This is a genomic window from Chthoniobacterales bacterium (assembly GCA_018883245.1).
Taxonomy (GTDB): Bacteria; Verrucomicrobiota; Verrucomicrobiia; order Chthoniobacterales; family JACTMZ01; genus JACTMZ01.
In genome coordinates, this window is record VEQL01000022.1 from 18,890 (window position 1) to 41,136 (window position 22,247).

20 protein-coding genes and 1 riboswitch are annotated in these 22,247 nt (G+C 59.8%); of the genes, 6 read left to right on the plus strand and 14 right to left on the minus strand.

Features of this window, described 5'->3' with window-relative positions; all coding sequences use genetic code 11:
• Positions 1 to 75: 75 nt before the first annotated feature.
• From FGM15_08695 to FGM15_08705, 3 genes are all read left to right on the plus strand, one after another.
• Positions 76 to 1,464, plus strand: a complete 1,389-nt coding sequence (locus tag FGM15_08695) for a sulfatase (protein MBU3665933.1) — start codon at positions 76 to 78, stop codon at positions 1,462 to 1,464.
• Between the two features lie 189 nt (positions 1,465 to 1,653).
• On the plus strand, positions 1,654 to 2,706 hold the full coding sequence (locus FGM15_08700) for a hypothetical protein (protein MBU3665934.1): 1,053 nt from the start codon (positions 1,654 to 1,656) through the stop codon (positions 2,704 to 2,706).
• Positions 2,707 to 2,736: 30 nt separating this feature from the next.
• On the plus strand, positions 2,737 to 4,668 hold the full coding sequence (locus FGM15_08705; protein ID MBU3665935.1) for a cytochrome P450: 1,932 nt from the start codon (positions 2,737 to 2,739) through the stop codon (positions 4,666 to 4,668).
• Between the two features lie 27 nt (positions 4,669 to 4,695).
• Here the strand turns inward: FGM15_08705 and FGM15_08710 are convergent, their stop codons facing one another.
• Complete coding sequence (locus FGM15_08710) at positions 4,696 to 5,511, minus strand: methyltransferase domain-containing protein (GenBank protein ID MBU3665936.1); 816 nt, start codon at positions 5,509 to 5,511, stop codon at positions 4,696 to 4,698.
• A gap of 33 nt (positions 5,512 to 5,544) precedes the next feature.
• Complete coding sequence (locus FGM15_08715) at positions 5,545 to 6,477, minus strand: sulfotransferase (protein MBU3665937.1); 933 nt, start codon at positions 6,475 to 6,477, stop codon at positions 5,545 to 5,547.
• 151 nt (positions 6,478 to 6,628) lie between these two features.
• Here FGM15_08715 and FGM15_08720 point away from each other — a divergent pair, with 151 nt between their 5' ends.
• Positions 6,629 to 7,522, plus strand: coding sequence for a class I SAM-dependent methyltransferase (locus tag FGM15_08720; GenBank protein ID MBU3665938.1), 894 nt, complete (start codon positions 6,629 to 6,631; stop codon positions 7,520 to 7,522).
• Between the two features lie 10 nt (positions 7,523 to 7,532).
• On the opposite strand, the gene FGM15_08725 is transcribed toward FGM15_08720, so the two are convergent.
• Together FGM15_08725 and FGM15_08730 are read right to left on the minus strand one after the other, a co-directional pair.
• Positions 7,533 to 9,104 (minus strand): hypothetical protein, encoded by a 1,572-nt coding sequence (locus FGM15_08725; protein MBU3665939.1) that lies wholly within the window; start codon positions 9,102 to 9,104, stop codon positions 7,533 to 7,535.
• A gap of 59 nt (positions 9,105 to 9,163) precedes the next feature.
• Positions 9,164 to 10,561: a hypothetical protein gene (locus tag FGM15_08730; GenBank protein MBU3665940.1), complete on the minus strand. Its 1,398-nt coding sequence runs from the start codon at positions 10,559 to 10,561 to the stop codon at positions 9,164 to 9,166.
• Positions 10,562 to 11,049: 488 nt separating this feature from the next.
• Here FGM15_08730 and FGM15_08735 point away from each other — a divergent pair, with 488 nt between their 5' ends.
• Positions 11,050 to 12,231 carry a DUF2029 domain-containing protein gene (locus tag FGM15_08735; GenBank protein MBU3665941.1) on the plus strand — a complete coding sequence of 394 codons (1,182 nt, stop codon included), beginning with the start codon at positions 11,050 to 11,052 and terminating at the stop codon, positions 12,229 to 12,231.
• Between the two features lie 486 nt (positions 12,232 to 12,717).
• Positions 12,718 to 14,910: a catalase/peroxidase HPI gene (katG, locus tag FGM15_08740; protein MBU3665942.1), complete on the plus strand. Its 2,193-nt coding sequence runs from the start codon at positions 12,718 to 12,720 to the stop codon at positions 14,908 to 14,910.
• Between the two features lie 49 nt (positions 14,911 to 14,959).
• On the opposite strand, the gene FGM15_08745 is transcribed toward katG, so the two are convergent.
• From FGM15_08745 to FGM15_08790, 10 genes are all read right to left on the minus strand, one after another.
• Positions 14,960 to 15,331, minus strand: coding sequence for a hypothetical protein (locus FGM15_08745; protein ID MBU3665943.1), 372 nt, complete (start codon positions 15,329 to 15,331; stop codon positions 14,960 to 14,962).
• A 107-nt stretch (positions 15,332 to 15,438) separates the two neighbouring features.
• Complete coding sequence (thiC, locus tag FGM15_08750; protein ID MBU3665944.1) at positions 15,439 to 17,355, minus strand: phosphomethylpyrimidine synthase ThiC; 1,917 nt, start codon at positions 17,353 to 17,355, stop codon at positions 15,439 to 15,441.
• An 84-nt stretch (positions 17,356 to 17,439) separates the two neighbouring features.
• Positions 17,440 to 17,543: riboswitch (TPP riboswitch) on the minus strand.
• An 83-nt stretch (positions 17,544 to 17,626) separates the two neighbouring features.
• Positions 17,627 to 17,998: a DUF3597 domain-containing protein gene (locus FGM15_08755; protein ID MBU3665945.1), complete on the minus strand. Its 372-nt coding sequence runs from the start codon at positions 17,996 to 17,998 to the stop codon at positions 17,627 to 17,629.
• A gap of 23 nt (positions 17,999 to 18,021) precedes the next feature.
• Entirely contained in the window at positions 18,022 to 18,447 is a 426-nt protein-coding gene (locus tag FGM15_08760) for a DUF2780 domain-containing protein (GenBank protein ID MBU3665946.1), read from the minus strand.
• Between the two features lie 78 nt (positions 18,448 to 18,525).
• On the minus strand, positions 18,526 to 18,780 hold the full coding sequence (locus FGM15_08765; GenBank protein MBU3665947.1) for a DNA-binding protein: 255 nt from the start codon (positions 18,778 to 18,780) through the stop codon (positions 18,526 to 18,528).
• A gap of 4 nt (positions 18,781 to 18,784) precedes the next feature.
• The gene (locus tag FGM15_08770; GenBank protein MBU3665948.1) at positions 18,785 to 19,195 is read right to left on the minus strand and encodes a DUF4149 domain-containing protein; all 411 of its coding nucleotides are present in this window, start codon (positions 19,193 to 19,195) and stop codon (positions 18,785 to 18,787) included.
• Positions 19,192 to 20,160 (minus strand): tryptophan--tRNA ligase, encoded by a 969-nt coding sequence (gene trpS / locus FGM15_08775; protein MBU3665949.1) that lies wholly within the window; start codon positions 20,158 to 20,160, stop codon positions 19,192 to 19,194. Before trpS ends, FGM15_08770 begins: the two co-directional genes overlap by 4 nt.
• Before the next feature lie 61 nt (positions 20,161 to 20,221).
• Positions 20,222 to 21,181, minus strand: a complete 960-nt coding sequence (locus tag FGM15_08780) for a D-2-hydroxyacid dehydrogenase (GenBank protein ID MBU3665950.1) — start codon at positions 21,179 to 21,181, stop codon at positions 20,222 to 20,224.
• Between the two features lie 47 nt (positions 21,182 to 21,228).
• Positions 21,229 to 21,744, minus strand: a complete 516-nt coding sequence (locus FGM15_08785; GenBank protein ID MBU3665951.1) for a YraN family protein — start codon at positions 21,742 to 21,744, stop codon at positions 21,229 to 21,231.
• On the minus strand, positions 21,611 to 22,237 hold the full coding sequence (locus FGM15_08790) for a ribonuclease HII (protein MBU3665952.1): 627 nt from the start codon (positions 22,235 to 22,237) through the stop codon (positions 21,611 to 21,613). The genes FGM15_08785 and FGM15_08790 overlap by 134 nt, the downstream gene beginning before the upstream one ends.
• Positions 22,238 to 22,247 lie beyond the last annotated feature (10 nt).

Below are 22,247 nucleotides of genomic sequence, written 5' to 3' on the forward strand. Positions count from 1 at the left end.
ACTGGCAGCGCTTGCAGCCTGTCATCGCGTTGCATTGCAGTTTCGTTGAAGTATCGTCTCACGTTCTACCCTACGATGTCCGCCCTTCTCCGCCGCACCGCCGCTCTCGGTCTTTGTGCACTCAATCTTGTATCGACCCCTTGTTCTGCCGGCCAGACCGAGGAAACGGCCCGGCAACCCAATGTGCTGTTCATCGCCGTCGATGATTTGAATCACTGGGTCGGCCATCTCGGGCGCAACCCGCAGACAAAAACTCCGAATATCGACAGACTCGCCGCTTCGGGCGTGGCTTTTACCCGCGCCTATTGCAACGCGCCGGCGTGCAGTCCATCCCGTGCGTCGGTCTTGTCGGGACTCAGGCCCAGCACAATGGGTGTCTATGGAAATGACCAGGATTGGCGACGTGCAATCAGCGAAGACAAACTGCTGAATACGCATTTCTCAAAGGCCGGCTACCGTGTGTATGGGGCCGGAAAGATTTACCACGGCGCAAATGAGCCCGGCGGCCCTTGGGATGATTATTTCGCGGGGCAACCCGGCACCGGTCCTCTTGTCATGCACCCGTCCGCGAAGGATGAAGGCGTCGGAAGGATCAAATTCTACCCATTGGCAAATTCTGATGAGGAGATGCCCGACTACCATTCCGTGAGCTACGCGATCGAGCGTCTCGAGGAAAAAAGCGACAAGCCCTTTTTTATTGCCGTTGGGCTGCTCAAACCGCATCTGCCTTTCAGTGTTCCGAAGAAATGGTTCGACCTGTTCCCGCTCGATTCGATCGAACTGCCGCCGCACCGCGAGGACGATCTCGACGACGTTCCGCCGCCTGGCGGCGCCATGGCCAAGCCGGGGCAAGATCACGCGGCGATTGTCGAGTCAGGCCGTTGGAAGGAGGCGGTCCAGGCTTATTTGGCGTCGATTGCCTTCTGCGACGCCCAGATTGGCCGTCTCCTCGACGCGCTGGACAAGTCCGAATATCGCGACAATACGATCGTTGTCTTGTGGTCGGACAATGGGTTTAGCCTTGGCGAAAAATCGCTCTGGAGCAAATTCGCGCTCTGGGAGGAACCCACGCGCATCGTGCATGTCTGGCGCGTTCCTGGTGTCACGCAGCCCGGCGGCGTTTGCGAGCGCACGGTGGACCTCCTCAGCATGTATCCGACCCTGTGTTCGCTGACGGGCATTCCGGCGCCGGCGCACCTTGAGGGATACGACTTGTCGCAACTCTTGATAAACCCTTCCGCCGAATGGAAGCACCCAGCCATCACGACGCACGGGCCCAACAACCACGCCATTCGCACCGAGGGTTGGCGCTACATTCGCTACGCGAACGGCGACGAGGAGCTTTACGATGAGATATCGGATCCGCTGGAGTATACCAATCTCGCGAAATCAGAAAAACACGCCGACCGGCGCGCGGAGCTTCAGGCCATGCTCCCAGCGGAAAATGTGCCTGCGGTGCCGTAGAAATGCCTCAGTCCACTTCTCCGCCGACCAGCTAGCTGTGCGCCAACTCATGAGCGACAACGGCTCGGCTTACCGATCCGGTTCCATCGCTACAACTGGCACCGACCCCACACCGCACTTAAACTCAAAACTCCGATCGAGTCCCTCAATCTACAAGTCAACAACGTGTTAAGACTCCACACTTGGCCAATGACAACCGCAGCCCCGCTCAAAGTCGATCGCTGGTGGGCGAGCCACTACGGAATGATGGTGGCATTCGTCTATCTCGTCTTGGCCATCAGCCCGTCACCTCCGACTCTCACTGCCCTCCTCCAAACGCTCGCACTCTTCACCTTCGCATCGCTGGGCATAGGCACTTTTGGCCATCTGCTTAACGACCTCACGGACGTAAGACAGGACAGTCGCAGCGGCGCTTACAATGTGCTGTCCACCAAAGGCCCGGTTGCGCGTTTCGCGTTTTTAACGGGCGCATTGGTCGCGGGAATCGCTCCTTGGTGGTGGCTGCCTACCACGCCTGTTGTGGCTGCGCTGGTTGCTTCGGAGTTTCTTCTCCTTGTGATTTACAGCGTGCGTCCTATCCGGCTCAAAGAGCGGGGCATGCTCGGTGTGATCGCCGACGCCCTGTATGCCTATGTGGTGCCGAACGCTTTTGCCGTGCTGCTTTTCGACAAGCTCGGCGGTGGCGGCACGCCGTCATGGATGATCGCGGCAATCCTGTTTTGGTGTTTCTGCTTCGGCCTCGAGCGGATCATTCACCACCAACTTCTCGACGCCACTCGCGACGAGAAAGAAGGCGTCCAAACGTTCGTGGTCCGCCGCGGATGGGTGAATTCTTTCCGATTTTTGTCCATTTTTGTCACTCCCACGGTTGGCTTGGCCCTTGTAGTTCTCCTTGCGGCTTGCGCCACCGTCTCCCCTCTCGTGCCGATCGCATTCGCCGTGCATGCCGTTCTCGTTTTGGCAGTGTGGAGCCGTTTGAGCACACTGCACGACCCATCACTCGGCAGACTGCCGCCGATCAACCTTTACCACGTGATCGCCGAGCGATTGATCGCCACATTTGTCTGGCGATGGTTTGCTTTGCTTTCGCTCATTGTCCTCGTCATTGCGCATCCGCAATACCTGCCGTTGATACCACTGCACCTGATGTTGTTTCCCGGCGGCGCGCTGTGGGCCCTACGACATGGAATTCCGCACACATGGAACTTGTTCCGGCCCGGTCGCGCATACGGATTGCACTAAGATGTTCTCCCGCTACCGACTCACCGCCACATGTCCTCCGCTCAAAATGAATCTCTGAATTCGGCAAGCCCGAAGAAGATCATCATGATCATGGGGGTGCAAAGGTCGGGCACGACGACCTTGTTCAATGCTCTGGCTAGCGCCGCCAATGTGACGGCAAGGGAGGAATCGCCGGACGACCAAATTTATTCCGATTATTTTCTGCGACCGGAGCCCGAGATCCGCGATGTTCTGCAAGGCCTTCCCGGAACCATTGTTCTCAAACCGGTGCGCGAGTCCGAGCGACGCTCGCCGCTGGAGGTTGCCAACGAATATGCAGACTACGACCTACGCATCATTTGGCTCTACCGCGACCCGGTTAACGTCTTCGACTCATATTTGCGGTGTGACTGGCTCACAATCCGGAAGCGCACCGATGCGCTGACCTTCGCGGGAAAGTGGCACGAACGAAACGCCCAAGCCGTCGCGGACGCGGCAGATCTCGGCGACCGGCTGGTTGTCGTCAGCTACGAGGATCTTGTCACCGACCCGGACGTTCTGCGACGTCTTGGTCTGGCTTTAGAGCTGCGGGTGAAAAACACCTTTCGCGACGACTCTGCTCTCGGTCGGATGCGCCAACCGGGTGCTATCTGCGGCATGATCGACGACGCAACCGCCAGTGTGCGCAGCCATCTCGACCGGATGCGTTTGGTGAAGCCGGCCACGCCGGGAAAAGCACCCGACAGCCTGGCGAGTCGTTTCACCCGATGGATTCATCGATTCCGGCCCGCATCCCGGCACCACAACGCTCCCCAGGAGAACACGGAGAACCGGGACATCGCGGTGGACCAGAGCGTGCCTGCTGTCGTCACGGCGGTTCTGCGGACCTCCCACTACTGGGAAGTGCTGCTGGGGGAAGACCCCTCCGCGCTGTATTCCCGCTGGCTCGCCGCGGGCCCGCTCCGACACCATGCTGATATCAACACATTCGTGGCGCTCGGATACAACGCATCACGCGCGATACTTGAAAGATCGGCGCCCTTTCGTCCGGTGCCCACTTTGGCTCAGGGCGTGCAGCCACCGGCATGTGTGGTTGAAATCGGCCGATATATGGCAGAATGCCACAACCGCGTTCGCGATCGACTGACCGCCACGCTTGCTGCATGGGAGGCCGCCCTACCGCGGGGCCAGCAGGGCAATCTGCTCGAACAACTTGCCCCTCTCAGCATCGACTGGATCGCAATCTGGCTCGATATTTCGACAGATCTCGCAGCCGCCGTTACCTCGGAGATTCAAGGGCTGTATTTTTCCACTGACTCTGCGAATCCGTCGCCCGCTTGGGAAAGCCTGGCGGCGTCGATCTGCCAAAAAGGCGTGGTCGCAGACCTATGCGCGGCAGGCTTGCTGCGTCGCGAGGATGTTCTGGGCTTTGTTTGCGACGCGGTCACACCGGCAATGACGATCCCCCCCGCGGTTTGCAACTCGCTCGGCGCGATTGCGGCGCAGCCTGATGTTCTCGCACTCGCGCGCCAATACCCGGAGAAGATCCCTGCCATTTTCATGGAGGCCATGCGGCTCGTGCCCATGTGGTTCAGCCTCAAGCGGCGGCTAAGCGAGGCCATCAGAATCGGTGATGTGTCGCTCCCGAAAGGTGCCACCGCCGAGGTCTTTATTGCGACGGCCAATCGCGATCCGGCGGCGTTTGAGTCTCCCGATCAGTTGATTGTCGATCGGCAAAGCCCTCAGCCACTTCTGCCCATCACGAGGTCGGCCTCGTTGGGTGATGGAGAAAACGATCTCGAGAAGATCGGCCGCAAAATGTTTCTTGAGCTGTCTTCTTCGGTCCTCGGCCGCCTGCTGGCGGCGCCGCTGCAATTTCCATCTCCTATGCCTCCACGACTTCGTGTCTCACCGCTTCCCGGAGGCGATGTTTTTCAAAAACCCCAGGAACTAATCGTAGCTTTGGAGGGCAACCCGGATTGACGCGGTGATGATGGCATCGATCCCCGACTAAGTTTTTTTGTAAGACAGCTCCAGCCACTCGCACCAATCGACCCTCTCGCCGCCTTCGAAAATGTTGATTTGATTTGTCGTGGCGAATTTTTCCATAAAGAACTCCGAGAGTTCGAAGCCAATCGGCCGACACGTCACCTCCTCCAAGCCTGCTTCGGCCAAAGCAGCGCGCACTGCGGAGACCTCGCGGACGTTACACCGAAACTCGCGCTCGACACGACTGCTTACCACATCGGCCCAAGCTTTCCGCGCCGGATCGCTATGGTGCTTCCGGTAAAAATCTTTGACGTAAACTTGGCCCCCTTTGCGAAGAACATCGCGACATTCCCCCGCCACCTTGCCGAGCCGCTTCGCGTGGCAGAGTGATTCGAGAAAAATGATCCGGTCGAAACAATCGTGTCCGAACATCGCGCCCAGTTCGGAGTAGTCGCCCAGATGAACCTTGATCTTGTCGGATAGACCGCTCTCTCTCACGCGTTGGCGCGCGAGATCAGCTTGGACGGGCGATATGGTTACTGCATCGATTTTGACATCGGCGATTTGTGCAATCCGGATGCTCGGACCGCAGACTCCGCACCCAGCATCGAGCACGCGCATCCCATCCTCGATTCCCGCCATGCGGACAAAGTAGGCGATAAGGTCTTCATCCCGCTCGGCCCGGGCGGCCTGAAAAACATCGCCGAACGAATCGAGATACCGGTCTGTCCAAGCATCGTAATATTGCCGCACCGACTGGCGACGGCGGCGCACAAAAGCAGAGATGGACTTCCAAAAAGCCAAACTAGAAAAAGTGCCGAGTAAGCAGCGCTTCATCAATCACAAAGCAGTCCACGCTCCGCGCCCATGCTACCCGGCAAGGATCCGGTCACATCTCTCGAGCCAGCGAGCCGGGTGACCGGCATATCGGTCGGCCAGTGCCGCAATCATAGGACGCGTGTCGCGAGCGATGCAGCTAATAACCTCACTCGGAATGTCAACGGACGGGCGGCAATTCCTCGCCGTAGTAATGGCTCCAACAGCAGGAACGATCAGAGGTGTGTGTGACACATCAACTCCAAGAAACGCAAACAGCTTGCCGAGGAAGCCGACAGGATCGGCCTCGAGATCGTCATACCAACCAACGAAAAAATTGGAGGGGGGTAGATGCGCCGACCAGATGTTGATGGTGCGCAAGTAATCGTTACGCAACCGAAATTCCGGAGACTGAATCAGGTCCGCGAATGGCGTTTTCACAAGACCCAGGTCGTGGTTGAGCCGAATGTGCGAGATCGTCCTGGCGACAGGATCACGCAGAATGAAGAAAACCTTCACACTTGGGAAAAGCGATGTGACATGCCTCACTCTGGGCTGGTCGAGGATTGCATAGGCTGGAGTGATTTCCCCCTTCACCAGTCCGTTGCCGCGGCGAAAGCGACTGCGATACCAAGCGTCGTTCTTTTCTCCGTGGGCACAAAGAGAGATGCCCTTGGAGAGCGCGCGGAGTGACGCCTTTCGGCCCAGGGGAGCGCCGGTTGCCAACCCGCGAAGACAGCTGGCTAAAAGCTTCCACCGATTCGGAGCGTCAAGTCCTGTGCTTAAGCATACTTCCGCCACATTTGGGAGCGGTGGACCTGTCGGGGGCTCTCCCCACCCATGGCGCACAAGCCGGTCGAAGTAGTGAATTTCCTTAGCGTTTGGCAGCCACAACTCAGGATGATGCCTGAGGCAGGAGTGGATCCATGTTGTGCCCGCCCGCTGGGCCCCGATGCCGAGGAAGTCCACGACAGGTTGTTCGTTCATGATTGGTGAAAGATGGGCCCGGTGTGGATGCGAGAAGCACTCAATATTCCCCGCGTGATCATGAGACGTCAACGAAACCAGACGCTGCAATTTGCGAACGCGGAAATGGAACTGCGAAAATTATCGTCAGCAGTGACCGCTCGAGATAGCGATGATAGCCGTTGCTCAGGCTCGAACTCGCGAGAAAACCGCCGCCACAAATTTCGACATGACCTTCAACCCGAACTACGACCACTTTTACAGGGCGCGGCCGGCGTGGCTGCGGGGGAGCATTTCGTATCGGGACGGCCTGTTTCTGCAAGATGCCATCCGGCTAGAGAGGCCCTCTTTCGTGCTGGAGATCGGGACGGCATCGGGCTTTTCGGCAGCGAGCTTGTGCCACTCGCTCGAGATTGCGGCGCGATCGCACGGGGGCAGATGGGACTATCGCGTGATCTCTTACGACATCGCGCCGTATTTCTATGCCGATAAGTCGAAGTCCGTCGGCGATGCCGCAAAGTATCTCCTGGACGCAAGTCTGCTCGCGCACATCGAGTTTCGAAATCCCCGCAGGGCCGCTGACGCCATCGACGAGTTTCCACCCGACTCGGTTCCTTTCGTGTTCATCGATGCCAACCACAAGCATCCGTGGCCAGCGCTCGACCTACTCGCACTGACGAACGTTATCTGTCCTGGTGGGTCGGTTATCCTACACGACATCAACCTTCCAATCCTCCAGCCGACTTATCAATTTTGGGGCCCGCATCACCTGTTCGCAGATTTGAACCTCGAAAAGACGATTCCCACGGGACCGGGCAAGCCGGCAAACATCGGGCAGTTGCGGATGCCCGAGGACAAAACGAGCCTGCGCCACGACCTCTTGACCATCATCAACGCCCATCCGTGGGAGATAGCGATTGACGACCATTACCTGAGTCGACTCGGTTTGCGTCGAGTTAACGGTGCCGCAAAGCGCGTCCCCGTTCTCGATCGGCTGCGGAGTTTTTTCCGATCCGCACCGACGCCGGCCGCCAGCCATGTCGAATTCATGACGGCCGACAATTAGGGAGCCTAGGCTAGGCGCGCGCGCGACTGGGCCAACGGATGCCGCGGAACCAAGCAATAGCCAAAACGATGCCCGCAGCCATCAGCAGAGAATGCAGCGCAGACAAAAGATGCAGATACCGGTGCGTGTCGAAGGAGTTGGCCACGGCAACGGTCAGGCTGGTGCCGAGGCACGAGGCCCAGAATATTCCGGTCACGAGAAGCGCATCCCTGAGGCTGTCGCCGTGGCTTCGCGCTCGTCGCCATGCGATGCGCACGGCGAGGAGCGGCCACGCACATACCCACAAGGCGAGGAAGGGCGGGCCGATGCGCTGAAGCAGGACATCGGGCACGGGGGGGGCCACGGCGACCTTTTTGGGAATGGCACCGACTCGGGATCTCGTCTCCGCCCGAACTCGCTCGTAAACATGGCCCAACGGCAACTCCGGCCGCATGGCGTCGTGGGCCTCAAAGGTGTCCATCGCACGCAGGCTCTGCTGAAAAAACGCTTTCCAGCGCAGGTTCTCCCCGTAGAGCGTGAGGGACAAATCACTGACGGACAGACGTAACTGCCGCAAGACCTTTAACAGCATCTCGGACGGGTGTGCGACGAGCGCTTCGAAGTAGGCACGATACATGTATCGCCTCCGCTGAGCGGCATCACTGCAGTGCGGAATCTCATCCAGGAGATTCGAATGATAGAGCAGCGTCTCCGGATTGTGGCCAAGCACGAAGTGAAAGAAGGATTTCGTGACGCGGCGGCTCTCTTCGATCTTCGCTTCGAGTCGACCGAGGTATGCCTCTTCCTCCGCACTGGATCCGCCTTTTTCGACCCGCATGCGAATGGTCTTCGCGATGATGGGAGCGTGTAAGCAAAATAGTTCTTTCGGCAGGAAATCCTTGGCCCGTTCGTCCGGAATCCACCCCACAGACCAAGGGACAAAAAGGAGCCACACAACGGCCAAAGCGCCGCCCAAAGCCAGCGGGGACGCGCGCAAGATAACATTGGGGGGCGCAGTTTTCCCAATAAGACCCAGCGCAACTACCAAGACCGGCACCAACGAGGCAAATCCCCAACTCGGCTTGGTGCTGTAGGCGATAAATGAAACGAGAATGGCGGCGCCCCCGTAGCACATCATGGGGACGATGCGCGCGTCTTTCCAGCGCGCCCGGGCATACAGCAGGCACAACCATATCTGCACGAGGGCCAGCATCGGAAAAATCCCCTCGGGTCGGATCGATTCCTCGTAGCGAATCGCGTTGGCATTCCAGAGGTAGAGGGCGAGGAAAGCTAGTCCGGTCAAACGCACCCACCACGCGCGGTCCAGACGGGCCGGAAGCCAGGCCGCCCATTGAAGCCATGTGGCCCACCACACGAAGCCCGAAAGGATTCCGCTTACGTGCTGGACGGTGGTGATCGTGTAGTAGTCTCCGCCGCACTTCAGCACCGCCAGGAGAAAGAGAGGATAGGCAAGGTCGCGGCCCAAGAAAGTCTGGCAAAAACCCGAGCCGGAGAGCTGGCTGAGGGCGGGCATGATGTAGCTATAGGTGTCGAGATCCAATAGCGGCACGCCGGGCGCGCGTGTTCTCAACAGTATCGCCACTCCGAAAATTAACGTCAGGAGTGACCACTCGAAATATCGCCGACCGCCAGTGCCCATGTTTAGTCTGTGACTTTGGTCGCCGCCCTTCGGAAAACTTTCCTGCTTATGGCTACGGTTGCAACCAAGAGCACGATCTGCGAGTTCTGCCACAAGGGTAAACCATACCGCGGTGTGATTTCGGTGAACATGGTGACCATGGTATTGGCTAAGGTGATCCCTAGGCCGACCGCAAGAAAGCCAAACATGGCCAGCAGCATCGTCGTGTCCTCGCCCAAGGGCCGCCTGTTGGTTGCGAGGACCACCAGTGCCGACGCAGCGGCGAGGAACCAAATGCCCAGCGGCACAAAGCCCCATGGGTCAACATACGCGCGGAAAAGCGGCGCCTTGCGCACAGAGTCCACGCCCCGTCTCGAGTAGTTCGCGAAGGTGTCCAACCGGGCGATCAACTTGTGTTCTCGCACGTCCTTTGTCTTTTGGTCGTTCAGTCTGTCGATGAGCTGCGCAGTGGTCGCGGGAGGTGTGGCCGCGATGTTAGACAGGGGCGTCAAAGATGCGGTCCAGAGATCCCGCCCCACCGAGCGGATCCAGCACGGATCCGGCGGCCAGAGGACCAAACGCGCAAGTCGATTGAGTCTCCGACGCGACTCGACGAAGAAATCTTTGTGTCCTCGCTCGCGAAGCATCCGCCGAATGTCGACCTCCAGTTCCGACCCACCTTGGTTCAACCCGCGAGCCGACCAGGCCCGGAGCGCCTCTTTTGTCTCGACGTCGTCCTCGGGGAGCCGCGCAACGATGCGCTCGACGAATGAGTCAACCATGTCCCGCGGTTGTTTGTGGATTTGCAACAGTCGCCACTGGAAGGTGTAGCCCATGCTCGAGACGGGTTCGATGTGATAGCGGACGCAGAGAGTTTTCACGGTGGCCCAAGAAGCGATCAGCGCGAGGAGGGTCCACGCGAGAGCCAGCAGGATCGGTCGTAACTGGGCACCGCGCAGTGGGGCCAGCATCGCGAATGGAACAATCGCCGCGTAGAGGACATAGACATGCCGCGACTGCAGGCACGCATAAAGCGCTGCACAGTAGATCACCCAATGCCACCACCGGTCCTGAGGAATCGATCGGATAAGCCACAGCACACTGGCGGCGAAAGCATAGACGGCAATGATGCCACCCGTCTCACTGCCGACGCATTGGGCAAAGCACGGAGCGATCGGACAGACGACTAGAAAAGCGGCCGCCCACCAGCGCGCCCGCCACGATTGCGCCGCCACCCCCACCAGCCACGTTTGCGCCAGCACGAGGGCACAGTGCTGGACAAGGATCAGCCCCTCCACGCCACGATCGCTGGGAAAGACTCCGTCTCCCAAGGCGCCGATGAGATGACGCGCGGCCAGACAATACAGCGGCGGCCACTGGATCACCGTCAGGTAGTCGATCTGGCGCAACGCTTGGAACATGCCGTCAGAATCACGCCACCACGCTGGTTGTGTGCAGTAGAGAACGGCGGAAGGAAGTCCAAGCAGCGTTACGAGCAGCAACCACTGGGCGAATTCATGTCGCCATGTTGGCCGGACCCCAGCGGACTGAGCACATGACTGCCGTGGCGGCGGCAGACCGGCACCCGCGTGTTCGTCACCTTTTTCCGGGGGAGTCCTCATGGAATCGCGAGGAATACGAGGATACCGCAAATTTTAAGGCGGAGCAGCATTGGCTTTATTAGCCAGCAATAAGCGCGATCGTTAGCGGCTTTGCCGGCAACCACCACGAATAACGCCCAAGGCCAATGCAGCGACAAAAATCATGCGGCGAGCAAGACTTCTTTTCCATGCGGAGAAATCGAGAGTTCAAGAAAGCACACCCGGGCGCGAGCGCCGTTAGCATGGAGCACCTTAGCTGAGAGCTTTGCTTTTGCGGGAGGGCGGGGAATCTGTGACATTTTCCGCCAATGAAGCGCTTGCGCCTGCCCAGCCCGTTCATCTGGATCTTGGCGGCCATGCTTTTCGCCGGTGGCGCGGCTTACATCGGGCGCGGGCTTTCCTTGCCGTGGCAAACGGACCAAGACATCGACCTCAAACTGCGCAATGATGAGCATGCCATTTTTGCGGAGCGTATTTACCCGCACGGACTCGTCGCCGCCGCGGACGGGCATGCGGGCATTACCAATTACACAGTTTATCCTCCCTACGCTTTTGCCATTTTCACCCCGCTCTTCGCTCCCCCGGGATACAACCCGGATCGAGCCCTGTTTCAATTCTTGAGCGTGGCTGCGCTCGGACTCATGGCTTTTTATGGGGCCTCGCAATTGCGTTTCGCGGGCCCTGCAGCGGCCGCTTTGGGCGCGGCGATTCCCTTGGCTTTCTCGGGGAACTTTGTCGCGCTCTGCCAAGGACAGTTCTCCATCATCAGCACCGGATTCGTCATCGCGCAGATGATACTGCTAGACCAGAAGAGGCCGATCGCGGCAGGCCTCTGCTGGGCTCTGGCCATGATCAAGCCACAGATCGCTGTCGCTTTCGCCCTGCTCTTTTTTATCGGGCAACGAAGAAATATTCTCGGACTTATTGCAGGCGCGGTATCCCTCTTGGCCTTAAGCGGCGTCGCTCTTCTCTGGACAGGAACTTCGCCCGAAAATGCCGTCGTCGAGGGATTTCTCAGTCACCAACTGACACACCTGCAGCATCAGAGCAACGCCGCCGGAATGTGGATGGGGTCTTTTGGACTCACGCCGATCCAGGCGACCGCGGTGGCCGGCGGGCTCACCGGGCTTCTGGCCGTGGCTTTATGGCTTTTCGCGCGTCAAAAGGCTGAGTCAATGTCGATAGACAAAACCGCCGCCGTTTGCGCCGCGTTTGGTTACTCCGGATTTTATCATGTGCACTATGACAACATGATGCTCTTCCCTCTTTTGCTCGCTTTGGTCGTGGCGGCCTTGAGAAGCGGCGCCATTGTTCTTTGGGCAACTTCCGCCATTCTTGCTGCCATCTGCTACGCCGAGCCGGGATTTCTCGTGGGTGCAGTGCAAACGAGCGCTTTCGTGCGTTGGTTCGTCTTCCTCTGGCCGCCAGTTGCTTGCGCAGTGCTACTCTGCACGCCACGCACCGAACGCACGGCTGCGGCACATGCCTAATCTCAGGAGCAGGACGCCACATGCCAAGGCGTAGCAAGTAGTTCCTCCCGGTTCCAAATTTGACACCGAGGTCGTCATTCAAACGCTCGTCCAACAAATTGTAACCCAAATTGTAACCCTACGACCGTCAAATGGGGTGGGGTGAGTTCACATGAGAGCTTTGAGAAAAGTTTCTAAGTCTCTAGCGACAAACGGTTAGCGCACGTGAAAGCATTTGGGGCGAAATGGGCGAAAAGTGCCGAAAAATCGTTGCGAACGAGACGCTCTACCAACTGAGCTATACCCCCTGTCGCGGATGCGCGGATGAAATAAAACATCACGCGCTGACGTGGGCAAGCAGAAGTGCGGTTGCGCTGTCGGCCTGTTTTTGTTGGCGGGAAGAACGGGAGGCAGGCATTATCGTGCCATCGTCCGTCGATGGGCGCCTCGCAGCGTGCGGTTGCGAACGTTTCCGGCGAACAACGCAGAACCAAGAAAACAACTCTTATGTCCACCGAATCCAAATGCCCCTTCAACCACGGCCAACCTGGATCCCAAGTGTCCGGCCGCGGGACCTCGAACCGCGACTGGTGGCCGCACCAGCTCAACCTCCGGATGCTCAGCCAGCAATCCTCCAAGACCGACCCGATGGGGAAGGACTTCGATTATGCCGAGGAGTTCAAGAGCCTCGATCTCCAGGCGGTGAAGAAAGACCTTACCGACCTTATGACAGACTCGCAGGATTGGTGGCCGGCCGACTTTGGTCACTACGGTCCTCTTTTCATCCGCATGTCTTGGCACAGCGCGGGCACTTACCGAACCGGTGACGGTCGCGGCGGAGGCGGGACCGGAAATCAGCGCTTTGCCCCTCTCAACAGCTGGCCGGACAACACGAATCTCGACAAGGCGCGCCGACTTCTCTGGCCGATCAAGCAGAAATACGGACGCAAAATTTCCTGGGCCGATTTGATGATCCTCGCGGGCAATGTCGCCCTCGAGTCGATGGGGTTCAAAACGTTCGGCTTCGGCGGCGGTCGCGAAGACATTTGGGAACCGGAAGAGGATATCTATTGGGGATCCGAGAAAGAATGGCTTGGCGACAAGCGTTATTCGGGAGACCGCGAGCTGGAAAATCCGCTCGCGGCCGTGCAGATGGGCCTCATTTACGTGAACCCCGAAGGCCCCAACGGAAACCCCGATCCGATCGCTGCTGCGCGCGATATTCGCGAGACTTTTGCGCGCATGGCGATGAACGACGAGGAAACCGTGGCGCTCATCGCCGGCGGTCACACCTTCGGCAAATGCCACGGGGCGGGCGACGCCAAGCATGTCGGCCCCGACCCTGAGGACGCGCCGATCGAACAGGAAGGACTCGGTTGGAAGAGCACGTTCCGTTCCGGCAAGGGTGCGGACACCATCACGAGCGGACTCGAGGTCACGTGGACCCAGACACCAACCAAGTGGAGCAACTATTACTTCGAGAACCTCTTCAAATACGATTGGGAACTCACCAAGAGTCCGGCGGGCGCGCATCAGTGGGTCGCCAAGGGCGCGAAGGCGGACATCCCCGACGCTGCCGACCCGAGCAAGAAGCACGTGCCGACGATGCTAACCACGGACCTCTCGCTGCGTTTCGATCCGGCCTACGAGAAAATCTCGCGCCGCTTCTACGAGCACCCCGAGGAGTTCGCCGATGCGTTCGCCCGTGCGTGGTTCAAACTCACGCACCGCGACATGGGTCCGCGTTCCCGCTACCTCGGTCCCGAAGTGCCGAAGGAGGAACTCATCTGGCAGGACCCCCTTCCCGCTGTGGATCATCCGCTGGTCGATGAAAAGGACATCGCAGCATTGAAGGCGAAAGTCCTTGCCTCGGGACTGACGGTCCCGGAGTTGGTGACCACGGCGTGGGCTTCGGCTTCCACATTCCGCGGATCGGACAAGCGCGGGGGCGCCAACGGCGCGCGTATCCGGCTCGCGCCGCAAAAATTCTGGCGCGTCAACCAGCCCGAACAGCTCGCAAAGGTGCTCAAGACGCTCGAAGGCATCCAGGCCGACTTCAACAAAAGCGCAGGCGGCAGCAAGAAGGTATCGCTCGCCGACCTGGTCGTGCTGGCAGGATGTGCCGGTGTCGAGCAGGCTGCGAAAAACGCCGGTCACGACGTGAAGGTTCTGTTCACCCCCGGGCGCACGGATGCCTCGCAAGACCAGACCGACGTTCAATCCTTTGCCGTGCTCGAACCGGTTGCCGATGGCTTCCGCAACTACCTCAAGACCAAATTCGCTGTTCCAGCCGAGGAAATGCTCGTGGACAAAGCCCAGCTTCTCACGCTCACCGCGCCGGAAATGACCGTCCTCTTGGGTGGTTTGCGTGTGCTCGGTGCCAATGTCGAGAATTCAGCGCACGGCGTTCTCACCGGGCGGCCCGGTGCACTGACCAACGACTTCTTCGTCAATCTCCTCGACATGGGGACCGAATGGAAACCGACAACACCCGAGCGCGATCTTTTTGAAGGTCACGATCGCAAAACCGGCAAAAAGAAATGGACCGGAACACGTGTGGATCTGGTCTTCGCGTCGAACTCCATACTCCGCGCACTGGCCGAGGTTTATGGAAGCGCGGATGCGCAGGAGAAATTCGTCTGCGACTTCGTGGCCGTCTGGAACAAGGTCATGAACCTCGACCGGTTCGACTTGGCTTGAATCCGGGATCGGCCGCGCGCGCAGACGGACCGTCGCGATTCCCGCCCCCTCAATGGGGCGGGAGTGGACGGTTCCACCATAGCCATGCGAGCCCACCGCCCGCGGCGTAGGCCACCACATCGAGCCAATCGCCTGTCGCGCGCGCGATGAATCTCGGCGCGACAATTTCAAATAGCACTGACCACAGAAGGAGCACGAAGACGATTTCCCGTGCATCTGGCGGTCTATCGTGTTTTCGCAATCCGGTTTTCTTTTCGATCCAGAGGCACACCGGAACTGCGCAGGGAATGAGCAGCAGATCATTCAACGACCACGCAAAAAATCCATGCGGCACGAGCGGCTTGATCGCCCAGCGATTCACGGCGTAAAGCACGCAGGAAAAAAGAAACAGTCTGTCGCGCAGGTAGGCGAACGTGCTCAAAGAGCAAAGGCTATGACCACACCGATGCCTGTTGCGATGGCGGCTTTGGCCAGTAGAAAACTCATGGTGCGGCGAGCGTCCTCTGGAAATTGGCCTTCGGCAAGCAACTATGCCCTTGAATAAACCTCCGCGCCTTTTTCCAAAAACTCCTTCGACTTTGCCTGCATCCCCCGTTCGATGGCTTCGGTTTCTCCGAGGCCTTGTTCCGCGGCGTATTTGCGCACGTCCTCGGTGATTTTCATCGAGCAGAAATGCGGACCGCACATGGAACAGAAGTGCGCTGATTTGGCGCCCTCCTGCGGAAGCGTGGCATCGTGGAATTCGCGGGCTGTTTGCGGATCGAGTCCGAGGTTGAACTGATCCTCCCAGCGAAATTCGAAGCGGGCCTTGCTCAACGCGTTGTCGCGGTATTGGGCGCCCGGATGTCCCTTGGCCAAGTCGGCCGCATGCGCGGCGATTTTGTAGGCGATGACGCCGTCTTTGACGTCTTTCTTGTCCGGCAACCCGAGATGTTCCTTGGGCGTCACGTAGCAAAGCATGGCGCAGCCATACCAGCCGATCATCGCGGCGCCGATGCCGCTCGTGATGTGGTCGTAACCGGGTGCGATGTCGGTGGTGAGCGGTCCGAGCGTGTAGAACGGCGCCTCATGGCACCATTCGAGCTGCTTTGCCATGTTCTCCTCGATCATGTGCATCGGCACGTGGCCGGGTCCCTCGTTCATGACTTGCACGCCTTTGGACCACGCGCGCTTGGTGAGTTCGCCCTGCACCTCGAGTTCGCCGAACTGCGCGCGATCGTTGGCGTCGGCGATCGAGCCCGGACGCAAACCGTCACCGATCGAAAAACTCACGTCATAGGCGGCCATGATGTCGCAGATGTCGTCCCAATGCGTGTAGAGGAAGTTCTCCTTGTGGTGTGCGAGGCACCATTTCGCCATGATGCTGCCGCCGCGGCTGACGATGCCGGTCATGCGCGAGGCGGTGAGGGGAACGAACCGCAGCAGCACGCCGGCGTGGATGGTGAAATAGTCCACGCCCTGTTCGGCCTGCTCGATGAGCGTGTCGCGGAAAATGTCCCACGTCAGGTCCTCGGCTTTGCCGCCGGTTTTCTCGAGCGCCTGGTAAATCGGCACCGTTCCGATTGGAACCGGAGAGTTGCGAAGGATCCATTCACGCGTGGCGTGGATGTTCTTGCCGGTGGAGAGATCCATCACCGTGTCGGCACCCCATTTGGTCGCCCAGCGCATTTTTTCCACCTCTTCCTCGATCGAGGAAGCAACGGCGCTGTTGCCGATGTTGGCGTTGATTTTCACCAGGAAATTCCGCCCGATGATCATCGGCTCGCTTTCCGGGTGGTTGATGTTCGCGGGAATGATCGCGCGGCCCGCGGCAACTTCGTCGCGCACAAACTCCGGAGTGATTTGCGCCGGGATGCGCTGAGGGAAACGTCGGAAGACGGACGGTGCGTAGGGACTGTCGTGCGATTGAGCTGAACCGGCATGCTGTTTGCGGAGGTCGTTGCGGACGATGTCCTTTCCAAGGTCGGCGATCATGGCGCGCCCCATATTTTCGCGTATGGCGATGAATTCCATCTCCGGGGTGATGATGCCCGCCCGGGCGTAAGCGAGTTGCGTGACGACTTTGCCGGCCTTGGCGCGCAGCGGTTTGCGGCGCAGGCCGGGAAATTCTTTGAGTGCTGCCTTGCCGTTGCGCTTGCCTGCGTGCGAGGCGTGGACACCCGAAAGGTAGCCGTTGTCCTCCGGCCGGACCATGCGGCCCGCATACTCTTCCACGTCTCCGCGGCCGAGGATCCACTCGCGGCGCAGAGCGGGGAGGCCCTGTTCGACGTCACCGCGGTATTCCCCGTCTCCCCACGGTCCGCTGGTATCATAAACGCGAACCGGGTCATTCGGTTCGAGCCGGCCTTGGAAATCTTTGGTCGGCGCCAGCGTGATTTCGCGGAACGGGACCCGCACGTCGCGGTGGACTATGCCGTTCACGTAAATGCGACGGCTGTTGGGCATGGCGTTGTCGGTCTGCCCGTGTGCGCTTTGGGTGGAAGGATCGGAGATCATGGTGGTTGTTCGCGCAGGGGAGGGTGCGCGCGGCCCGGATTCTTCTCCGCTCCCTGCGCCGGCATGACCCGGATCAGGTTCGAAGGGTCACCCGCCGTGGCGGGACTCTCAGCCTTGCGGCTCCCCTGCGCCTTTGATGATGGGGCACGGTTTTTCGCGGCGCCAATAAAAAAGCGCCGCGAACTGGAGTCCGCGGCGCTTGTGAAAGGGCGTCGGTTTTTCAGGCCAGGAGATCCGACGGCAGTTTGCCGCCGTTCTTGGCGATTTGCTGCAGCACCTGCTTGTGGAGCCAGATGTTCATCTTGGCGGAATCGGCCGTGTCGCCCGGATAGTTCAGTTCCTTGGCCAGCTCTTTGCGCGCCGCAAGACTGCTGTCCATGCCCACCAGTTTCATCAGGTCCACGATGGAAACTTTCCAGTCGAGTTTTTCTTTGGACTTCGAGGAGAGGTCGTTGAGGTAAGCGGTGACGTCGATTTCCTCGACGGGAGCGGCCGCTGCGGCCGGTGCCTCGGCGGTGGCTGCTATCTCGGATGCGGCAACTTCCTTTTTGCCGCCGAAGACTTTGTTGATGATGGTTGCGAGTAGACCCATGGTGTTGTCGGTGTTTGGTGTTGTTATTTGTTGGCGAAAAGGGAAGCGAGGGCCGGAAGTTGTTTCACGACCGCATCGACCGCGTCGGGGCCCGCGACCGACTTGGCCTGCTCGAAAAATCCGCCGGCCAGAGGACCGGCTTTGTCGAGAGGAATACCGGCGCCTTGCAGTGCGCTGATCGCCTGCGCTGCGCCACCCAAATCGCCGCCGAGCATGCTGCCCGCTTTGGCCAATAGCCCGCCGAGCATTCCCGAGGCGTCGCCTGACGCACCCGCTGCCGGAGCCGATGACATCAGCGCGGATGCGCCCGGCAGCAAGCCGACCATGGCTTCAAATTGCGTGCCGCCCGCTTTTTGTTTGATGAAGTTGAGAAGAATCCCCACCCCGGCGCGGACGGCCGGCTCGGGAAGGCTGAGACTTTGACTGAGGGACTTGACGATTTGATCCATAAGGAACGCAGTTTTACCGGACCTCCTCCTCCGCCGCCAGTCTCCTCCGGCGTAATACCCTGCACAGGGTATGGGAACTCAGCGGTCGGCGTCTTCCGCGGCGGCAGAGGCCGCATCGTCGGCATCGAGAATGCGACCGAGTGCGTCGTAAAAATCGTCGAGCGCCTCGTCCGGAACCATGATGGTGTCGCGTCGTCCGTTCACGTCCTCCGTGATTTTCAAGACCCGGCCACGACTGTTCTCTTTGAAATCGAGAAAGAAAATCTTCCGTCCCGATACTACTTTTTCCGAGGCCAATACCCGGTCAGGACTGCGCGAATAATCATCATTCATGCCTTCACTCCTTGCTTCTCCTGAGAACCAATAAAGAAGCGGCTGGAACAGCGATCAAGGAGAAAAGATTAAGCGCCATCGAAAGTCCGTGCCAGCGTGCAAAGCCGGTGGTGCCGGGCGCGTGCACCGCCATCGCCGGCTGGATAAACAGCGGGATTGCTGTGAGAGCGGAAAGAGCGGCCAATTGCAGGATGAGCGCTGCGTTGGCATGCGGTGCTCGGCGGTTAAACCAGAGAATTAGCGTGGCGCCCAGTCCCAGCGCGATGGCGACGATGAAATATCCCGGAAACAAAGCCGTGGTCACTTCACCGGCGCGCTCGCGCGGGAACACGCCGAAAAGATGACGTGCCACGCCGAAGGTGAAAAACCACAGCACGGCAGTCCAAGCTCCCGCCAGCCACGTGTAGAGAATCATGCCCGCAATCCGACTGCGCTTTCAACGCGCGCCATGACTTTGTCCGCGAGCGCGTTGGCATGCTCTGCGCCGCGGCGCAGGACGTCATCCACATGGCATGGATCGGACTCGAGTTCCGCGCGCTTGGATCGCATCGGCGCGAAATATTCCCACACCGTGGCAAAAAGTTGTTTTTTGAACTCGCCGTAGCCGGAGCCGCCCGCGCGGAACTTTCCGGCCATGGTCGCGGCGTCGTCCGCGGACGCGAAGAGTTTGTAAAGTTGGTAAATGGCATTGGTCTCGGCGTCCTTGGGCGCCTCGACCGGCGTGGAGTCGGTGACAATCGCCATGATTTTCTTCTTCATCGTTTTCTCATCGGCGAAAATCTCGATCGTGTTGCCGTAGCTCTTGCTCATCTTCGCGCCGTCCGTGCCCGGAACCACGGCCGCGTTCTCGCGTATCGAGGGCTCGGGGAGCTTGAACACGGGCCCGAAGGTTTCGTTGATTTTCACCGCAATGTCGCGGGTCACTTCCAAGTGCTGTTTTTGGTCCCTGCCCACCGGCACGATATCGCTGTCATAAACAAGGATATCCGCCGCCATCAGAACGGGATACGAGAACAGCGCGTGGGAGGGTGCAATACCGTGGGCGATCTTGTCCTTGTAGGAGTGACAGCGCTCAAGCAGGCCCATCGGCGTGACTGTGCTGAGAATCCAGGTGAGCAGCGGGACTTTCGGGATGTCCGACTGCCGGAAAAGGAACGCCTTCGACGGATCGAGTCCGCAAGCCAGGAAGTCGAGCGCCACATCGCGCGAGTAACGACGCAGTGCGACCGGGTCGCGTAGCGTCGTGAGCGCGTGCAGATCGGCGATGAAATAAAGTGCCTCGCCTTGGTGCTGCAATTCCACAGCCGGACGCATCATGCCGAGGTAATTGCCGAGATGCAGCGCGCCGGACGGCTGGATGCCGGAAAGAATGCGTTTCATGCAGTGCGGACTTTAGTCGGTGCCGTGTCCTGAACGAAAGCGATTTGCAGTGCGCGTGGGATCAGGGATTGACGACATTGATCGGCTTGCCTTGCAGGAATGCCCGGATGTTCTGCGCTGTCACCTCGAGCAGGCGCTGGCGCGCACGTGGTCCGGTCCATGCCATGTGCGGCGTGATGATGCAGTTTGGCAGAGTGCAAAGCGGATGATCAGCCGGTGGCGGCTCGACCGTGAGCACGTCCAACCCCGCGCCCGCAATCGGGCCGCGCCTCAGCGCCTGTGCCAAATCCACCTCTTTGATCAATCCGCCGCGGGCTGTGTTGATGAGAAACGACCCGGCTTTCATCTTTCCGAGGAGCGTGGAATTGATCATCCCGGCATTCGCGGGCGTCAGCTGGCAATGAAGGGAAAGGACGTCCGCTTCCCTGATCACCCGATCGAGGGCCGACAATTCTCCACCGCCCTCCGGCTTGGACGGGCTGGCCATGAGGGCTTCCATGCCGAAAGCGCCGCCGATTTCCGCCACGCGCTTCGCGATGCGTCCGCGACCGATCAGGCCGAGCGTCAGTCCCGACAACTCCGTGACAGCGGTCTGCGGAGCGCACCACTCGCGCGATGCCGACCAATCCCCCCTCGCGACGAACTGTGCATGCAGTCCGACGCGGTTGCACAGCTCGAGGATCAGGGCGAACACATGCTGGGCAGCCGAATCCGTGCCGTAGGCCGGCACATTGCTCACGGTGATTCCATGCGTCCGCGCCGCGGAAGAGTCCACCACATTGTGACCGGTGGCGAGCACGCCGATGAATTTCAGCCCGGGCAGCGCGGCCAAGGTTTCCGCCGTGATCGGTGTTTTATTGGTGAGAATGATCTGCGCCCCCCGTGCACGCGCGACCACATCAGCTTCTGCCGTGTGCTTATACACCGTCAGCTCGCCCAAGTCGGCCACTTCGCCCCATGGCAGATTTCCGTCGAGCAAATGACCTTCATCAAGCACGACGATACGGTGGTGCTGTTTCATTCGTTTGATGCTGCGGCTTGTGCGCTTGCGGGCAAGTCCGGACTTGTTCAATAAACGTAATATTCCGGCAGCGGGAAGGCATTCCGGATGAGAGTGATCTCGGGATTGTCCCGCGTCGTCGCCAGAACTTCCACGATGTCGAATCGGAAGCGGATGTCGGGAAAATTCAGCAGGCGCAGCCACGCCATCGCACCGCGGGCGACGAGCCGCTGTTTCTCGTAATCGACCGCGTCGGCGGGGCGTCCGCGCTCTTCGGTGGCGCGGGTCTTTACTTCGACGAAAACGAGCGTGTCCTCGGGCTTGTCGCGGCAGACGAGATCGACCTCGCCGCCGCCGGGCGCACGGAAGTTGCGGTAAAGAATCCGGTATCTCTGGCGTCGCAAAAACTTCTCCGCCTCCCGTTCGCCCCACCGCCCGAAGGCGATGTGGTCAGGAAGCGGCGTGCGCGGCTTGCGCCCGAGCCACCGGCGCAAACGATCGGCGATGGGCGGGGCAGGGTCCATGTTCGCGTAGGGCTTCAAGGTGCTCGCGCACACCATAGCCTTTGTGGCGTGCAAATCCATATTGCGGAAATTGCGCATCGAGCAGCTCCATCGCGCGGTCGCGCGTGACCTTCGCGATGATGCTGGCCGCGGCGATGCTCAGGCTCAGGGAATCGCCGCCGACGAGCGCCGTGTGTTCCACCGGCAGTCCCCGAACCGGAAGCCCGTCCACCAGCGCGTGGTCGGGTTTGCGAGGCAGTGCATCGACGGCGCGGGCCATGGCGAGATGCGTGGCCCGCAGGATGTTGAGATCATCGATCTCCGCCGCCGAGGCCTCGCCGACCGCCCAAGCCACTTCAACCGTCGCAGTGATCGCCGTGAAAAGTTTTTCACGCTTTGGCGGGGAAAGTTTTTTCGAGTCGGTCAGGCCGTCGAGGGCGAAGTCACCGGGCAAAACGACTGCCGCCGCCACCACGGATCCGGCCAGCGGTCCGCGTCCGGCTTCGTCCACGCCGGCAACCGTTGCAAAACCGCGGGCTTGGAGAAGTCGCTCGCGGCTGAGGTCGCAGGCCATGGGGAGGCCC

What these genes read in the sequence shown, in the direction of transcription:
- FGM15_08730 (MBU3665940.1), bottom strand. Translation starts at nt 10,561, where the DNA reads ATGTTCCAAGCGTTGCGCCAGATCGACTACCTGACGGTGATCCAGTGG.
- FGM15_08760 (MBU3665946.1), bottom strand. Translation starts at nt 18,447, where the DNA reads ATGGATCAAATCGTCAAGTCCCTCAGTCAAAGTCTCAGCCTTCCCGAG.
- FGM15_08710 (MBU3665936.1), bottom strand. Translation starts at nt 5,511, where the DNA reads ATGAAGCGCTGCTTACTCGGCACTTTTTCTAGTTTGGCTTTTTGGAAG.
- FGM15_08720 (MBU3665938.1), top strand. Translation starts at nt 6,629, where the DNA reads ATGATAGCCGTTGCTCAGGCTCGAACTCGCGAGAAAACCGCCGCCACA.
- FGM15_08785 (MBU3665951.1), bottom strand. Translation starts at nt 21,744, where the DNA reads ATGGATTTGCACGCCACAAAGGCTATGGTGTGCGCGAGCACCTTGAAG.
- FGM15_08735 (MBU3665941.1), top strand. Translation starts at nt 11,050, where the DNA reads ATGAAGCGCTTGCGCCTGCCCAGCCCGTTCATCTGGATCTTGGCGGCC.
- katG (MBU3665942.1), top strand. Translation starts at nt 12,718, where the DNA reads ATGTCCACCGAATCCAAATGCCCCTTCAACCACGGCCAACCTGGATCC.
- FGM15_08770 (MBU3665948.1), bottom strand. Translation starts at nt 19,195, where the DNA reads ATGATTCTCTACACGTGGCTGGCGGGAGCTTGGACTGCCGTGCTGTGG.
- FGM15_08765 (MBU3665947.1), bottom strand. Translation starts at nt 18,780, where the DNA reads ATGAATGATGATTATTCGCGCAGTCCTGACCGGGTATTGGCCTCGGAA.
- FGM15_08755 (MBU3665945.1), bottom strand. Translation starts at nt 17,998, where the DNA reads ATGGGTCTACTCGCAACCATCATCAACAAAGTCTTCGGCGGCAAAAAG.
- trpS (MBU3665949.1), bottom strand. Translation starts at nt 20,160, where the DNA reads ATGAAACGCATTCTTTCCGGCATCCAGCCGTCCGGCGCGCTGCATCTC.
- FGM15_08705 (MBU3665935.1), top strand. Translation starts at nt 2,737, where the DNA reads ATGTCCTCCGCTCAAAATGAATCTCTGAATTCGGCAAGCCCGAAGAAG.
- FGM15_08695 (MBU3665933.1), top strand. Translation starts at nt 76, where the DNA reads ATGTCCGCCCTTCTCCGCCGCACCGCCGCTCTCGGTCTTTGTGCACTC.
- FGM15_08790 (MBU3665952.1), bottom strand. Translation starts at nt 22,237, where the DNA reads ATGGCCTGCGACCTCAGCCGCGAGCGACTTCTCCAAGCCCGCGGTTTT.
- FGM15_08715 (MBU3665937.1), bottom strand. Translation starts at nt 6,477, where the DNA reads ATGAACGAACAACCTGTCGTGGACTTCCTCGGCATCGGGGCCCAGCGG.
- FGM15_08700 (MBU3665934.1), top strand. Translation starts at nt 1,654, where the DNA reads ATGACAACCGCAGCCCCGCTCAAAGTCGATCGCTGGTGGGCGAGCCAC.
- FGM15_08780 (MBU3665950.1), bottom strand. Translation starts at nt 21,181, where the DNA reads ATGAAACAGCACCACCGTATCGTCGTGCTTGATGAAGGTCATTTGCTC.
- thiC (MBU3665944.1), bottom strand. Translation starts at nt 17,355, where the DNA reads ATGCCCAACAGCCGTCGCATTTACGTGAACGGCATAGTCCACCGCGAC.